15 protein-coding genes, 7 tRNA genes and 2 pseudogenes are annotated in these 15,073 nt (G+C 42.5%); 20 read left to right on the top strand and 4 right to left on the bottom strand.

Going from position 1 to position 15,073, the window contains the following annotated elements; genetic code table 11:
- Positions 1-19 precede the first annotated feature (19 nt).
- The 5 genes from NST65_RS02565 (at position 20) to NST65_RS02585 (ending at position 4,423) form a co-directional block, all read left to right on the top strand.
- Positions 20-349: an anti-sigma factor antagonist gene (locus tag NST65_RS02565; RefSeq protein ID WP_024425392.1), complete on the top strand. Its 330-nt coding sequence runs from the start codon at positions 20-22 to the stop codon at positions 347-349.
- Positions 346-834 (top strand): anti-sigma B factor RsbW, encoded by a 489-nt coding sequence (gene rsbW / locus NST65_RS02570; RefSeq protein WP_034283945.1) that lies wholly within the window; start codon positions 346-348, stop codon positions 832-834. The genes NST65_RS02565 and rsbW overlap by 4 nt, the downstream gene beginning before the upstream one ends.
- Complete coding sequence (gene sigB, locus NST65_RS02575) at positions 800-1,588, top strand: RNA polymerase sigma factor SigB (protein WP_024427378.1); 789 nt, start codon at positions 800-802, stop codon at positions 1,586-1,588. The genes rsbW and sigB overlap by 35 nt, the downstream gene beginning before the upstream one ends.
- Positions 1,588-2,187: a PP2C family serine/threonine-protein phosphatase gene (locus tag NST65_RS02580; protein ID WP_034283944.1), complete on the top strand. Its 600-nt coding sequence runs from the start codon at positions 1,588-1,590 to the stop codon at positions 2,185-2,187. The genes sigB and NST65_RS02580 overlap by 1 nt, the downstream gene beginning before the upstream one ends.
- A gap of 76 nt (positions 2,188-2,263) precedes the next feature.
- A complete protein-coding gene (locus NST65_RS02585; protein ID WP_144496841.1) occupies positions 2,264-4,423 on the top strand; it encodes a Tex family protein in 2,160 nt (719 codons plus the stop codon).
- 20 nt (positions 4,424-4,443) lie between these two features.
- On the opposite strand, the gene cmpA is transcribed toward NST65_RS02585, so the two are convergent.
- A complete protein-coding gene (cmpA, locus tag NST65_RS02590) occupies positions 4,444-4,578 on the bottom strand; it encodes a cortex morphogenetic protein CmpA (RefSeq protein WP_008346893.1) in 135 nt (44 codons plus the stop codon).
- A gap of 99 nt (positions 4,579-4,677) precedes the next feature.
- On the opposite strand from cmpA, the gene NST65_RS02595 reads away from it, so the two are divergent.
- From NST65_RS02595 to NST65_RS02655, 13 genes are all read left to right on the top strand, one after another.
- Positions 4,678-5,151, top strand: coding sequence for a SprT family protein (locus tag NST65_RS02595; RefSeq protein ID WP_024427381.1), 474 nt, complete (start codon positions 4,678-4,680; stop codon positions 5,149-5,151).
- Between the two features lie 201 nt (positions 5,152-5,352).
- On the top strand, positions 5,353-6,330 hold the full coding sequence (locus tag NST65_RS02600) for a thiamine pyrophosphate-dependent dehydrogenase E1 component subunit alpha (protein WP_111927703.1): 978 nt from the start codon (positions 5,353-5,355) through the stop codon (positions 6,328-6,330).
- Positions 6,331-6,349: 19 nt separating this feature from the next.
- On the top strand, positions 6,350-7,387 hold the full coding sequence (locus NST65_RS02605) for an alpha-ketoacid dehydrogenase subunit beta (RefSeq protein ID WP_024427383.1): 1,038 nt from the start codon (positions 6,350-6,352) through the stop codon (positions 7,385-7,387).
- 17 nt (positions 7,388-7,404) lie between these two features.
- Positions 7,405-8,535: a dihydrolipoamide acetyltransferase family protein gene (locus NST65_RS02610; protein WP_111927702.1), complete on the top strand. Its 1,131-nt coding sequence runs from the start codon at positions 7,405-7,407 to the stop codon at positions 8,533-8,535.
- Positions 8,536-8,551: 16 nt separating this feature from the next.
- A complete protein-coding gene (gene lpdA / locus NST65_RS02615) occupies positions 8,552-9,931 on the top strand; it encodes a dihydrolipoyl dehydrogenase (RefSeq protein WP_111927701.1) in 1,380 nt (459 codons plus the stop codon).
- A gap of 103 nt (positions 9,932-10,034) precedes the next feature.
- Entirely contained in the window at positions 10,035-11,882 is a 1,848-nt protein-coding gene (locus NST65_RS02620) for a sigma-54-dependent Fis family transcriptional regulator (RefSeq protein ID WP_111927700.1), read from the top strand.
- Positions 11,883-12,105: 223 nt separating this feature from the next.
- Positions 12,106-12,180: transfer RNA gene (locus NST65_RS02625), tRNA-Asn, on the top strand.
- Between the two features lie 4 nt (positions 12,181-12,184).
- Positions 12,185-12,275, top strand: a tRNA-Ser gene (locus NST65_RS02630).
- A 9-nt stretch (positions 12,276-12,284) separates the two neighbouring features.
- Positions 12,285-12,356 (top strand) — tRNA-Glu (locus NST65_RS02635).
- A 20-nt stretch (positions 12,357-12,376) separates the two neighbouring features.
- A tRNA-Gln gene (locus NST65_RS02640) sits at positions 12,377-12,451 on the top strand.
- Positions 12,452-12,481: 30 nt separating this feature from the next.
- Positions 12,482-12,557 (top strand) — tRNA-Lys (locus NST65_RS02645).
- Between the two features lie 7 nt (positions 12,558-12,564).
- A tRNA-Leu gene (locus NST65_RS02650) sits at positions 12,565-12,647 on the top strand.
- Positions 12,648-12,695: 48 nt separating this feature from the next.
- Positions 12,696-12,779 (top strand) — tRNA-Leu (locus NST65_RS02655).
- A 131-nt stretch (positions 12,780-12,910) separates the two neighbouring features.
- On the opposite strand, the gene NST65_RS02660 is transcribed toward NST65_RS02655, so the two are convergent.
- The 3 genes and pseudogenes from NST65_RS02660 to NST65_RS02670 form a co-directional block, all read right to left on the bottom strand.
- Positions 12,911-13,168 (bottom strand): hypothetical protein, encoded by a 258-nt coding sequence (locus NST65_RS02660; protein WP_142675318.1) that lies wholly within the window; start codon positions 13,166-13,168, stop codon positions 12,911-12,913.
- A gap of 66 nt (positions 13,169-13,234) precedes the next feature.
- Positions 13,235-14,342: pseudogene (locus NST65_RS02665) on the bottom strand (site-specific integrase).
- A gap of 12 nt (positions 14,343-14,354) precedes the next feature.
- Positions 14,355-14,660: pseudogene (locus NST65_RS02670) on the bottom strand (ImmA/IrrE family metallo-endopeptidase); the annotation flags it as partial.
- A gap of 9 nt (positions 14,661-14,669) precedes the next feature.
- On the opposite strand from NST65_RS02670, the gene NST65_RS02675 reads away from it, so the two are divergent.
- Together NST65_RS02675 and NST65_RS02680 are read left to right on the top strand one after the other, a co-directional pair.
- Positions 14,670-14,846 carry a hypothetical protein gene (locus NST65_RS02675; RefSeq protein WP_309300296.1) on the top strand — a complete coding sequence of 59 codons (177 nt, stop codon included), beginning with the start codon at positions 14,670-14,672 and terminating at the stop codon, positions 14,844-14,846.
- Between the two features lie 5 nt (positions 14,847-14,851).
- On the top strand, positions 14,852-15,067 hold the full coding sequence (locus NST65_RS02680) for a cystatin-like fold lipoprotein (RefSeq protein WP_309300295.1): 216 nt from the start codon (positions 14,852-14,854) through the stop codon (positions 15,065-15,067).
- The last annotated feature ends 6 nt before the right edge of the window (positions 15,068-15,073 follow it).

Consider the following 15,073-nt stretch of genomic DNA (forward strand, 5'->3'; position numbering starts at 1 on the left):
ATTTCGAGGTGAATGCATAATGAATATGTCTGTAAAAGAGCATCAAATAGATCAAAAAACGAAAATCAGTGTCAGCGGTGAAATTGATGTGTACTCCGCTCCTGAGCTAAGAGAAACGCTCATGCCTAAAGCTGAGGCGGGAGAGCATCTTGAAATCTGTCTAAAGGATGTTACGTATATGGATAGTACAGGTTTAGGTGTATTCGTTGGGCTGTTTAAAGCGGCTCAAAAAGCAGGTGGCACATTAAAGCTTGAGAACTTGTCAGAACGGCTTGTAAGGTTGTTTGAAATCACTGGATTAAAGGACATCATTGACATTTCTGCAAAGTCAGAGGGTGGGGTACAATGAACGAATCAGTAGATCGAATCGAGATGAAAATACCGGCAAAACCAGAATATGTAGGCATCATTCGTTTGACTCTGTCAGGCGTAGCGAGCCGGATGGGATATGTCTATGAAGAAATTGAAGACTTAAAAATAGCCGTCAGTGAAGCCTGTACAAATGCAGTTCAGCATGCCTACAAAGGTGAAGACGGCGAAGATGGAGAGGTGGCTGTTCGCTTTCTTGTCTACGAGGATCGTCTAGAAATCATTGTCGCTGACAAAGGCGGTAGCTTTGACTTTAAGCAAAAACAGGAAGACTTGGGACCGTACACATCTGCTCATACGGTGGATCAATTGGCAGAAGGAGGTCTTGGTTTATACTTAATGCAAACATTGATGGATGAAGTCGAGGTGCAAGCAAACTCCGGAGTTACCGTGGCGATGACAAAGTTTTTAAACAGGGAGCGAGTTGACCATGACACAACCATCCAAAACTATGAAACTAACTAAAGATGAAGTAGACCGCCTCATCCAAAGCTATCAAACCAATCAAGACGAGCAGGCGCAGCTCACGCTGGTCGAATGCTATACAAACTTGGTTGATATGCTGGCGAAAAAATATTCTAAAGGAAAAAGCTTTCATGAGGACCTCAGACAAGTTGGAATGATAGGTTTACTTGGCGCTATTAAACGATACGACCCGCTCGTCGGTAAATCATTTGAAGCCTTTGCCATTCCAACCATCATCGGGGAAATCAAACGCTTTTTACGAGATAAGACATGGAGTGTCCATGTACCAAGGCGGATTAAAGAGCTTGGACCAAGAATCAAAATGGCAGTTGATCATTTGACAACAGAGACACAGAAATCACCTAAAGTCCAAGAAATTGCAGAATACTTAGATGTAACAGAAGAAGAAGTACTTGAAACCATGGAGATGGGCAAAAGCTATCAAGCGCTGTCTGTTGACCAAGGCGTAGAGGCTGATTCTGAAGGAAGTACTGTGACGATTTTAGACGTTGTCGGCTCACAGGAAGAGGGCTACGAACGTGTGAATCAAAAAATGATGCTTGAGAGTGTGCTTCATGTGCTGTCGGATAGAGAAAAAGAGATTATCAATCTGACTTACTTGCAAAATAAGAGTCAGAAAGAGACAGGCGATTTACTTGGCATATCTCAAATGCATGTATCGAGACTTCAGCGGAAGGCAGTGAAAAAACTGCGAGATGCATTATCAGAAGATGCGTCTATGGAGCTAGGGTAATGAAACAGATTGAACAGCATGAGCATGTAAACGCCATTATCTATCAATCGAATAAAGAAGGAAAACCATGCTGCGGGGACAGTTTTTTTATTAAAGCAGATGATGAAGAACTAATTTGTGCTGTAGCAGACGGATTGGGCAGCGGCCAGTACGCCAATGAATCATCTTCTTTAGTCAGCGAAATTGTCGAAGAATATGGACATGAGGATGTGGCGGCCCTCATCGACAGATGCAATCAGGCTATGAAAAATAAACGCGGGGCCACTGTGGCCATATTAAAGGTGAATTTTTCCCAGCAGCAATTTACCTATTGTTCGGTTGGCAATATTCGGTTTATCTTGAATGCACCTTCTGGCGACTATATTTATCCACTTCCGACATCAGGATACTTATCAGGGAAACCTAGAAAATATAAAACATACACCTATTCATACGAAAAAGGATCGATATTCATTATGTATTCAGACGGACTGAATGTGCCAAACATGCGCATGTGTTTAAAGCATGGACATTCAGTTGAAGACATCGCCAAACAGCTTGAAACATACACACAAGACAAAAAGGACGATCTCACCTATGTACTTGGTCAGCTCACGTAAAATAGCTGACCTTTTTTCTGTTTTGCCGGTTTTTTTGATACACTAAAAGAGAAGACACAGTGAGAGGATGCAAAGTATGAAGACATCTGACTTTTTATTGAAACAAATTGCGACAGAATTAAAGCTTTCAACAAAACAAATTGAAAGTGTGATCAAGCTCTTAGAGGATGGCAACACCGTCCCCTTTATTGCCCGTTATCGGAAAGAGCAGACAGGCTCACTGGATGAGGTGCAAATTCAAACCATTTCAGAGCGCTATACATATATCCAAAATGTCACGAACCGAAAAGAAGAAGTCATTCGCTTAATTGCTGAACAAGACAAACTAACCGATGAATTAAAACAGAAAATTGAACAAGCTCATAAACTGCAAGAGGTCGAAGATTTATACCGTCCATTCAAACAAAAACGTAAAACAAAGGCGAATGTAGCCAAAGCAAAAGGGCTTGAGCCGCTGGCAGAATATATACTCACGCTGCCAAGTGATGAGATCGAGAAGAAGGCCGCTTCTTTTATCAACGAAGAAAAGGAAGTAACAAGTGTAGAAGAGGCACTAGAAGGCGCTCAGCATATCATTGCTGAACAGCTGGCAGATGATCCTGATATGCGGAAATGGATTCGCAGCGAAACGTACCAAAAGGGCAGTCTGGTCACATCAGGAAAAGACGTCGAAAGCGATGAGAAAAACGTCTATGAAATGTATTACGATTATCAAGAGCCAATCAAAAAGATTGTTCCGCACCGTGTACTAGCGGTCAACCGCGGGGAGAAAGAGGGCATTTTAAAGGCAGCCATCGAACCACCTGCTGAAAATATTCGCTTCTATCTCGACAAACAAGTTCTAAAAGGCAGACAGACAACGGTGAGACCGTTTATTGAAGCGGCAATCGATGATGCGTATAAACGTCTCATTCAGCCTTCCATCGAACGAGAAATAAGAAAAGAGCTGACAGAAAAAGCAGAGGAACAAGCGATTCATATTTTTGCTGAAAACTTAAGAAAACTGCTGCTTCAGCCGCCGATGAAAGGGAAGCGTGTACTTGGAGTCGACCCCGCATTTCGGACAGGCTGTAAATTAGCTGTCGTGGATGATACAGGCAAAGTCCATCATATTGGCGTCATTTACCCGCATCCGCCCGTGCAGAAAAAAGCGGAAGCGAAACAAAAAGTCAAAGAGATCATTCAATCATCAAACATCGAAGTCATTGCGATTGGAAACGGAACAGCCTCAAGAGAGACAGAACAATTCATTGCAGACTTGATTCAAGAGCTGGATCAGCCGGTGTCTTATTTGATCGTGAATGAAGCTGGAGCAAGTGTTTACTCCGCGTCAGCGCTGGCACGAGAAGAGTTTCCAGATCTGCAAGTCGAAGAACGAAGCGCCATCTCAATCGCTAGAAGATTACAAGATCCTTTAGCAGAGCTCGTGAAAATTGATCCGAAGTCTGTCGGTGTGGGCCAATACCAGCATGACGTGAGTCAAAAGCAATTAAACAGCTCGTTAACCTTCGTTGTTGAGACAGTCGTCAACCAAGTCGGTGTGAACGTCAATACAGCCTCACAGGCGCTGCTGCAATACGTATCAGGCCTTTCAAAAGCCGTCGCAGGGAATATCATCAAGCGTCGCGAAGAGATTGGGAGATTCACAAGCAGAAAAGAATTGAAGGATATTCCAAGGCTCGGTGCTAAGACATATGAGCAGTGTATCGGTTTCCTTCGCATTACAGATGGACAAGACCCGCTTGATCGTACAGGTATTCACCCTGAGAGCTATAAAGAAACAAAACAGTTTTTACGCATGATCAACATGACGCCAGACGATCTTGGCACAGAGCAGTTAAAAGAGAAGATTGCTGAAGTTAAACTGGACGAAGCAGCCCAGCAGCTTGACATTGGGACCATTACACTTCGAGATATCATTGATCAGCTGACTAGACCTGAGCGTGATCCGCGGGATGAAGTGCCAAAACCGCTGCTCAAAACAGATGTGTTGAAATTGGAAGACTTGAAGCAAGGAATGGAGCTGCAAGGAACGGTGAGAAACGTTGTAGACTTCGGTGCATTCGTTGATATTGGCGTAAAGCAGGATGGGCTTGTGCATATTTCCAAGCTAAGCAACCGTTTTGTGAAGCATCCGCTTGATGTTGTATCAGTTGGTGACATTGTGACCGTATGGGTGGACTCCGTTGACCAGGCAAAAGGCCGCGTTGCCCTCACCATGCTGAAACCAGAGTAAACAAAAAAACGAGGCGCACCTTAGGATGGGGTGTGCCTTGATGTGACTGAATGTTTTTTTCTATAGAAGTACCAGCATTGATTCAGCAATTTGATTTGATAATGATTTTTCTCATAAAATGCCTTCTGCATCTGATTTTTCAGCCAGTTGGGCATCGCCCATTCCTCCTTTGATCGAAACAGTGGATGTACCTTCAATGTATGCTTAGGGGAAATTGTCCCGTTCGAGGTTTTTATAGAAAGGAACGATCTTGATTGAACGAGAGAGAATTACAGCAGTTAACAGAGCACATTTCCCAGCAGTTCTTTGGCAAGACATTCCGCCATCAGGCTGTTTTTAATGACCGGTTAAAAACGACAGGCGGGCGATATTTACTTGGTACACACAACATTGAACTAAACCGCCGATACCTAGAGGAGCATGGACGAGAAGAATTAATCGGAATCATCAAGCATGAGCTGTGTCATTATCATCTGCATCTTGAAGGAAAGGGCTATCAGCATCGCGACCGTGATTTTAAAGCGTTATTAAAGCAAGTAGGAGCCCCGCGTTTTTGTACACCGCTAAAGACCGTACAAAATAAGCGCCGTGCGGGGAAACGCCATGAATATATTTGCACAGGATGCGGCCGGTCTTTTATAAGGAAAAGACGGTTTGATACCTCTCGTTATGTATGCGGCGTCTGCAAAGGAAAATTAAAGTGGCTGCGCACAATCGATTCATTGTGATAAGCATTCCTCTACGGGGATGCTTTTTTTTGTTCCAATTGATGTGTGGACATATTGAGACAAAAAGAGACGCATGTCTCATTTTGTCTCTTTTTTCATCAGTGTGATTCGGTCAAAACCTAAGTGTTCATGTGTCTTCATGTTGGCACGATTTTTGCTTGTATAGAAGTGCAAGCAAAAAAGGATAGGAGGTTTTACTAAATGGAAATGGCATTGAGTAAAGAAAAAGCCGTATGGATGTATCAAAAGATGCAGGAAATCCGCCAATTTGAAGACCGGGTGCACACGCTTTTTACAAAAGGAATTTTGCCGGGGTTTGTCCATCTTTATGCTGGCGAAGAAGCTGTTGCCGTAGGAGTCTGTGCTCATCTGAATGAAAAAGACAGTATTACAAGTACCCACCGCGGCCACGGTCATTGTATAGCTAAGGGCTGTGATCTAAAAGGAATGATGGCAGAAATCTATGGAAAAGACACGGGTCTCTGTAAAGGAAAAGGCGGATCCATGCACATTGCAGATTTTGATAAAGGAATGCTCGGTGCCAACGGAATTGTTGGAGGCGGCTTTCCTCTTGCGTGCGGGGCAGCCCTCACAGCCAAATATAAAAAGACAGAAAATGTAAGCGTTTGCTTTTTTGGAGATGGTGCAAACAATCAAGGGACTTTCCACGAAGGAATCAATCTCGCGGCCATCTGGAAACTGCCCGTCATTTTCATTGCAGAAAACAATGGGTACGGGGAAGCGACACCATTTTCTTATGCTTCAAGCTGCAAATCAATCGTGGATCGAGCGGCCGGTTATGACATTCCTGGGATTCAAGTAGATGGAAAAGATGTGATGGCCGTTTATCAAGCCGCAGAACAAGCAATTGAACGAGCAAAAAATGGAGAAGGTCCGACATTAATTGAATGCATGACATATCGAAATTATGGCCATTTCGAAGGAGATGCCCAGCGTTATAAAACCAATCAAGAAAAAACAGAACACCAAGAAGAGAGAGATGCGATCGCTCTTTTTAAAAATGAATTGATCAAGCAGCAGCTGCTGACGAATGGGGAGCTATCAAAGATTGAAGCGGCTGTAGCAGAAGCGATAGATGAAGCCGTTACATTCAGTGAAGAAAGTGAATATCCAGATCAGACCGAATTATTGACCGACGTGTATGTTTCGTATCAATAAATCAAAGGGGGAGAGGAAAATGACAAGAGAAATCAGCATGTCTAGTGCATTAAATGAAGCGATTAAACTTGCCATGAGAAGAGACGAGGATGTCATTTTAATGGGGGAAGATGTTGCTGGAGGTGCTCATGTCGATCACTTACAGGATGATGAAGCATGGGGCGGTGTGCTTGGTGTAACGAAAGGAATCGTTCAGGAGTTTGGACGTGAGCGAGTTCTTGACACACCGATTAGTGAAGCTGGCTATGTAGGTGCGGCCATGGCAGCAGCTTCCACAGGGTTAAGGCCAATTGCAGAACTCATGTTTAATGATTTTATCGGCACCTGTCTGGATCAAGTGCTGAATCAAGGAGCAAAATTCCGATATATGTTTGGCGGAAAAGCAGAGGTGCCGATCACGATCAGAACGACACATGGGGCGGGTTTTAGAGCAGCTGCTCAGCATTCGCAAAGCTTGTATGCGCTATTTACAAGCATCCCTGGATTGAAAGTAGTGGTGCCTTCTTCACCATACGATGCCAAAGGATTGCTGCTGGCAGCCATCGAGGATCAGGACCCTGTCATCTTTTTTGAAGACAAAACGCTTTACAATATCACAGGAGATGTTCCAGAGCGATACTACACGCTGCCGCTTGGCAAAGCAGATGTGAAAAGAGAGGGCTCAGATGTGACCATTTTTGCAGTAGGCAAACAAGTTCATACAGCACTCGAAGCGGCCGAGCAATTAACTGCACGTGGAATTGAAGCAGAGGTGATTGATCCAAGAAGCTTGTCACCGCTCGATGAAGAGGCCATTCTAACTTCAGTAGAAAAAACAAATCGGCTTGTCATTGTAGATGAAGCAAATCCGAGGTGCGGAATTGCCGCAGATATTTCTTCTCTGGTTGCGGATAAAGGATTCGATTTACTTGACGCTCCAATCAAAAAAGTGACGGCTCCTCATACACCGGTCCCGTTTTCACCACCGCTTGAAGATATCTATTTGCCGACACCTGATAAGGTTGTGAACACCGTATTAGAGATGGTTGGAAAGAGTCATGACAAGATCTTGAACTAAAGAAAGGAGAGAGGGAGATGGCTGTCGAGGTTGTGATGCCGAAATTGGGCATGTCAATGAGAGAAGGAACGGTATCTGTCTGGAATAAAGAGGTCGGAGAAACCGTAAATAAAGGGGAAAGCATTGCAAGCATCAACTCTGAAAAAATTGAAATGGAGATCGAATCACCTGCAGAAGGAACCATATTGGATATAAAAGTGCCTGAGGGAGAAGGTGTGCCGCCTGGCACGGTCATCTGCTATATCGGAGAAGGAAATGAACAGGTCGAGGAAAAGAAAGAAAAAGACCTGCCGCCAAAACAAAAGAAAGAGAGAAAGAAAATCTCCCCAGTGGCACGTAAGATTGCTCAAAGCGCTAATCTGGATATTCATACACTAGTGGGAACAGGTCCAGATGGGAGAATCACGAAAGCGGATGTGCTTCGGGCACTTCCTGATGAAAAAGAAAACCAACAAAATGAACCAAAGCATCAGCCAGTCAGCATGATGCGGAAAACCATTGCCTCGCGAATGATGGAGAGCCTGCAAACAAGTGCACAATTAACAATAACGATGAAAGCGGATGTGACAAAGCTGACAGCATTACAGTCTGAGTTGAACGAAACAGCCGCAGCACGACACAATATGAAATTAACCATGACCGATTTTGTAGCCAAAGCAGTGGTTCTTTCCCTGCTAGAGCATCCTGCAATGAACAGTCAATATCAGAATGATAGAGTCGAAACTTTTGAGTATGTTCACCTTGGAATCGCTGCTGCTTTAGATCACGGGCTGGCAGTGCCTGTTATTCGGCATGCGGAAAAACTTTCACTTATTGAGCTGGCGAAGAGCATCAAATCGTATGGCAAAAAAGCACGTGAAGGCAGACTTCTCCACGATGAAATTGAAGGCTCTACCTTTACAATCACTAACCTAGGCGCCTATGGTGTGGAACATTTTACACCGATTTTGAATCCGCCGGAAGCAGGTATTCTTGGCGTTGGCAAAGCGGATCAAATGCCTGTTTATCATGGGAATGAATTATGTAAAGGGACGATCCTGCCACTCAGTCTGACATTTGACCATCGCGTGCTGGACGGAGCGCCGGCATCACAATTTATATCAACTGTTAAAGCCTATTTAGAAAATCCAGTATCCATTCTTTTATAGGAAGAAGGTGAAATGAATGACGCTTGTCATTATAGGAGGCGGGCCAGCAGGATATGTGGCGGCAATAACAGCCGCCCGTTTTGACAGAGAGGTTGTATTAATCGACCAAGGCCTGTTAGGAGGTACCTGCCTGAATGAAGGCTGTATTCCAACGAAAGCACTTTTGCAAAGCGCTGATATGTACGAGCATGTGAAATCAGCTGGACATTTTGGAATTGAGCTTTCAGAAAAGGAGCCTGTTATTCATTGGGAGGCCGTTCAAAAGCGGAAACGGTCAGTCGTCAAGCAGTTGACTGATGGCGTTCGTTATTTGATGAATAAAAACAAAATCAGCGTGTTAAATGGGAAAGCATCATTTCTTTCAGCTCATGAGCTATTGATAGAAAGTGAAAGGAAATCTGAAATCATTCAAGCCAAACAATTCATTATTGCTACGGGATCAGAACCTGCTGCTTTACCTTTCGCCCCATTTGACAGAGAGTGGATCATTGATAGTAAGGATGCCATGACGCTCCCTTCAATACCAGATTCGCTTTGTATCATTGGTGGAGGGGTGATCGGCTGTGAGTTTGCAAGCATCTTTAGCAGAATGGGATCAAAGGTTGTCATGGTGGAACAGGCAGCACACATTTTACCTGAAGAAGATCACGATACAGCTAACTGTCTTTACGATCAGCTTCAAAAAGCAGGTGTAGAGATTTTGACATCAGCAAAAGTCAAACAGCTTGATGCAAGCTCAAAAAAAGTGGTCGTTGAGAAGGTTCATGGGGAGCGCTGTGACATCCAGTCTGATCATTGTTTAGTCGCCATTGGCAGAAAGCCGAGGCTGGAAGAGCTGAATCTTGAGCAGATCGGCATTGAATTTGACAGGAACGGCATCTGCGTGAATGAGCATATGCAAACCAATCTCCCGCATATCTATGCGTGCGGTGATGTGACAGGCGGCGTTCAGCTTGCTCATGCTGCTTTTCATGAAGGAACGATTGCGGCATCACATGCATCAGGGGAAGATGTAAAGGTCAATGAACACGTGATTCCAAGGTGCATCTACACGTCTCCAGAAATCGCTAGTGTCGGTTTAAATGAAGAGAATGCTAGAAAACAATATGGGGAGATTCGGATAGGGACATTTGCATTCTCTGCAAATGGAAAAGCACTAATTTTAAATCAGCCAGCTGGTCAAGTAAAGGTCATTGTCGAACCGCAATATCAAGAAATTTTAGGTGTATCCATTATCGGGCCGAATGCAACAGAACTGATTGGACAAGCGGCGGTGATGATGCATACAGAGTTGACAGCTGATACATTAGAGCAGTTTATTGCGGCACATCCGACACTCTCTGAGGCGATACACGAAGCCTTGCTGCAAACAAATGGGCGAGCGGTGCACTGCTGATAGAGAAACCTTCTATCCGAATGACTTCCTGGGTCAGCCAATAATTGAAAGCGCTTTTATAATTATCTATAATGGATAAAAAGCCCCCAGAGGAGAGGATGGAATGAATCCGACGCCTTGTTATTTAAATACTTGGAAACGTTTTGTTCATGAAGGTTTGCTTGATAGGTCTCGTCTGGATAAGAGAGTGATGGAGTCATGGCACAGATGTAAACAGGCAAATGTGAACCCGTATTTAGATAAAGGACAGTCGTTGTTAGAAAAGGAATTATTCAGTGTTCAAAAAAAGAAGTACTCACTATTTCTAAATGCCGCTCTTCCTTACTTAAATAAAATCAGTCAGCAATTAAAAGAATCTGACATGATGGCTTTACTCATCGATGCAGATGGTTATGTGCTAAGTCTGACAGGAAGCCAAAGGACGCTGGTAGAAGCGAAAAAAATAAATTTTATGGAGGGCGCGCGCTGGACCGAAGCCGATGTGGGGACGAACGCTATTGGAACGGCACTGGTCATTGGGGAAGCTGTAGCGATCAACGGAACTGAGCATTTTTCAGTCGCTTCCCACCATTGGAGTTGTTCAGCGGCCCCTATTCGTGATGCAGATGACACGATAATAGGAGTGATTGATATCTCCTGTATGGCGGATCAAAGGCATCCTTTTATGCTTGGGATGGCTTCAACAGTTGCATATGCCATAGAGAGAGAAATTCAGGTCCAGCAAAAAAGGAAAGAGATGGAGCTGATCAGTCATCGTCTCCAGCAGGTGGAAGATGACGAGCCGTATGTTGTCTGTAATGAGAAAAAGCAGATTGTTTTGGCAAGTAAGCCAATTAGAGACCGATTTTCAGACTGGTATGGAATGGATGTTGAGCTGCTCACGGGTGATACATTTTTTACACGGGACAAGCAGATCATTCAGTCAGAACAGGACGGAAAGCTGCTTGGGATGTCTTTTTCGCTTGAAGAAGCAGCAAAGAGCAATATAACCGTTTCTTTTGCTCAATTTCCCGGGGAATCTGGAACAAGTACGGTATTTCAACAGACGCTCAGCAAAATAAAACGAGCGGCACAAACAGATGCAAATGTATATATTTGGGGAGAAACAGGTACAGGGAAAGAACTGGCCGCTCGAGCGATTCACTTAGCTAGTGAAAGACATGAAGGACCGTTTATTGCCGTTAATTGTGGAGCCATACCTGAAAGCCTGTTAGAAAGCGAACTATTTGGTTATTCTGAAGGGGCTTTTACAGGGGCAAAACGTCATGGAGCAAAGGGGAAGTTTGAACAGGCGCAAAAAGGAACGCTCTTTTTAGACGAAATTGGAGAAATCCCTTATGCGATGCAAGTGGCGCTTCTTAGGGTCATTGAAGAAAGGAAAGTCGTACCGCTCGGCGGGACACACGAAATCCCTTTGGATATTAGAATCATTACAGCGACACACCGAAATATGAACGAACTGTTGAAGGAAGGTAAAATACGAGAAGATTTGTATTACCGACTTCATGTCTACCCAATCAACATCCCGCCGCTTAGGGAAAGAAAAGAAGACATTGTTGATTTATATCGTTACTACCAAAAGAAACACCAATGGAATGCAGCATTTCCTGAATCATTTTTTCGTAAGCTTGAAGCGTACCATTGGCCAGGAAACATACGAGAGCTTTTTAATCTGTTTGAACATATAAGGGTACTGTTTCCTAAAGGAGGATGGATTGGTGAATCGCAATATGCGGCGGTATTAGAGGCGATGGATCAGAAAAAGCAGAAGCTGCATCTACCAGAGTATACCGAGAATCCAAAAGAACTCACGTTTAGGGAACGCATTCAAAAGCAAACAGTGATGGACGCACTTCACAAAACGAAGGGCCATGTATCAGAAGCAGCGAGGTCAGCAGGCGTGCCAAGAAGCACCTTTTACAAGTGGATGCGGAAGTATAAGCTGTCATGAACCCATAGAGAGCGCAGCAGCAAGGAGGCCTTGGTCTTTCAATTAGAGGTCGGGGTCTTTCTGTCATGTCTAAACAGAAAACAAAAAGGAAGGAAGAAAGGCTTGACTGTTATATTAGTATATGTTAAATTATAAAAGCCGTCGCTAATGAGACAGGAATGAAACACTTAAAAATTCTTGACACATTTTTCTGGCATAGATATAATGAAACATGTCTTATTATTCCGCAGTAGCTCAGTGGTAGAGCTATCGGCTGTTAACCGATCGGTCGTAGGTTCGAGTCCTACCTGCGGAGCCATAATGGAGAAGTACTCAAGTGGCTGAAGAGGCGCCCCTGCTAAGGGTGTAGGTCGCGCGAGCGGCGCGAGGGTTCAAATCCCTCCTTCTCCGCCATTATTGTATGGCCCGTTGGTCAAGCGGTTAAGACACCGCCCTTTCACGGCGGTAACACGGGTTCGAATCCCGTACGGGTCATGTTTTGTTTTTTGATTCGTTGGGCTATAGCCAAGCGGTAAGGCAACGGACTTTGACTCCGTCATGCGTTGGTTCGAATCCAGCTAGCCCAGCCATTTTTTTATATGTTTTTCTGCATAGCAGATGAGCCATTAGCTCAGTTGGTAGAGCATCTGACTTTTAATCAGAGGGTCGAAGGTTCGAGTCCTTCATGGCTCACCATTGTCACGCGGGTGTGGCGGAATTGGCAGACGCGCTAGACTTAGGATCTAGTGTCTTTATGACGTGGGGGTTCAAGTCCCTTCACCCGCATTGTTTTTCCAAACAGTGCACTTATGAATATATGAGCACATCATACACGCGGTCGTGGCGGAATGGCAGACGCGCTAGGTTGAGGGCCTAGTGGGTGAATAACCCGTGGAGGTTCAAGTCCTCTCGGCCGCATCAATTATACCAAGGGTTTTGACGCCCTTGGTATTTTTTTGTTTATTTTCAAATGATTTACTGCCCACAAACTGCCCACTTACCTAAAGTAAGTTATAGTTGGATTTAATTGGTCTAACTGCATTTCAATTTTAATCTATTCCGCCAACACATGAGACAACTGTTGCCGGAGTTCTATTTCCGCTGTCATGTATTGTGTTTTTATTATGAGAATTAGCTTCTTGTTGAGCATTTTTTTTTGCAGTTCCTGTTGAGATGTTAGTAAAGCAATTTCCATCCCAGTTGCATTCAGGACAATGAGCTTTATACCCTGGATCGCTTTTTAGGACTAGATCTTTTCTGTCACCCTTACCATTTGTAAAATCCAATGTAATTTCTCCTTTAGCCATTAATGATACTTCATTCTTAGAGTTATCACTTAAGTAGAAAAATAAACAGGATTTACAATTCTTTTTTTAAATCCACATATCCAGTTTATCAGCCATTTCTTTTTGTTTATTTGGATATAAGTGTCCATAGACATCAATTGTTGTTTTAACAGAACCATGATCCAAACGTTCTTTATTTGTTATATAGTCCTCTCCTTGGTTTATTAATAACGCAACGTGTGAATGTCTAAAATCGTGTAGACGTATAGGAGTAAGATCGCTGTCCCTGCAAAAGTATTTAATCTTCCGACTGAAAATATCTTTTCTTGAGGGTGTATCTTTATATTGGAAGATATAGGTGTCATGTGAATGTCTAATACCTAATTCATTAAACAACTCTTCTTGTGCTTCTCTCCAACGTTCTATTAGCTTAAGCAATTTTTTATTGATACTAACTCGTCGAATCGAATTTTTGGTTTTCGGGGCAGTAACAACAAATTGACCATCAAGCCAGGTACACGATTTAAGTATATCTATTTCTAATAAGATTTTGTCAATATCTTTCCATTGCAAGGCGAGCATTTCACCACATCTTAGTCCAGTTAAAAAAGCAACAGTATAAAAGGTTTTTAAACAATAATTGATCTTGAGGAATTAAACTAATAAATTTTTTGAATTCTTCTGGTCTCCAAAACTTCATTTTCTTTCTTGTTAAGGGTAATCGTTTAACGTTGTCACACGGATTTCTTTTTAAGATTTCTTCATGTACAGCTGTATCAAAAATTTTGCTTAGACTAGTCATTATATTATTAAACGATTTATTGCTTAGACCTGTTTCCATTAAATGTTTTCTAAAATGAGTTATTTCTCTATGTGTGATTTTTTGTATATCAGATTTCAAAAAGTAATGAGATATATGATTGTTTATAATGTATTTCTGATTCTGATAATAGTTTGGTTTACTATCTATTACACAACTAGCTAAATAAATTGAAATTAGAGTCGGAAAGCTTACTGATCTGGATTTTCTTGCTCTTTCCTCTTGAAATTCTCTTCTTAATTTTGCTTCTAATTCTAAAGCCTCTTTTTTGGTTGAGGCTACTGGTCTCGTCCTAATTTTTTCTCCAGTAATCGGGTCAAATCCAAAGCTAACGTCAACTTGATATTGACCATTTTCAAGTTTTTTTACAGACATTTTATTTCTCCTTTAACCAATTTCGTGTGAATAGATTCTGTTACTAAATAAGCCAATTTGAGAAAGTTTATAATCAGTAACAAATAATGGTACGTTGAAGTATGCTGCTATTTGTTCTTTGCTAAAACCCTGTATATATGGAAGGGCTTCATTAAGCATTTTATCTGTCAGTATTAATTCTGATGCAAATAGGCTTGCTTGATGTTCAAGTTTATCTTTTAGAACTTTATAGCAATTAACAATTTTGAAAGTATTCAATCTTTTATGGAGAAAGTAATGCCCTAATTCATGGGCGATTACAAATTGTTGATATTGAAGGTAATGTTTATGAAAAACCTTTTTATTTTCCTTAGTTTGATGATGATGTTCGTTTTAACTGCATGTGGTGGCAACAAGTATGATGATGCGATTAATGGAGTTATTGATCTAGACAAAAAAAGTGCAAAAGAATTGGGCGCTGATACCAGTATATATACAAGAGAAAATGCTTTAATAATGCTTTAATTCGTGTGTATGATGGGGGAAAGTATATTCAAGTTGCTTTTTATCTTCCAGAAGATCATTCGCGTGAACTTTCACCATATGATTACTTTGAAAAACTAGGTGATAAATATGATGAAATGGATAGCATGCCTGGAAACGGAGAGAATGATAGACTAGGTTTATTAAAGAAAGCCCCAGACTATGAGGAAGTAAAGGGAAAAGAGACAAAATTAGAGGAGTAGACCATC

This window comes from Bacillus sp. FSL P4-0248, from assembly GCF_038593305.1.
Taxonomy (GTDB): domain Bacteria; phylum Bacillota; class Bacilli; order Bacillales; family Bacillaceae; genus Bacillus; species Bacillus safensis.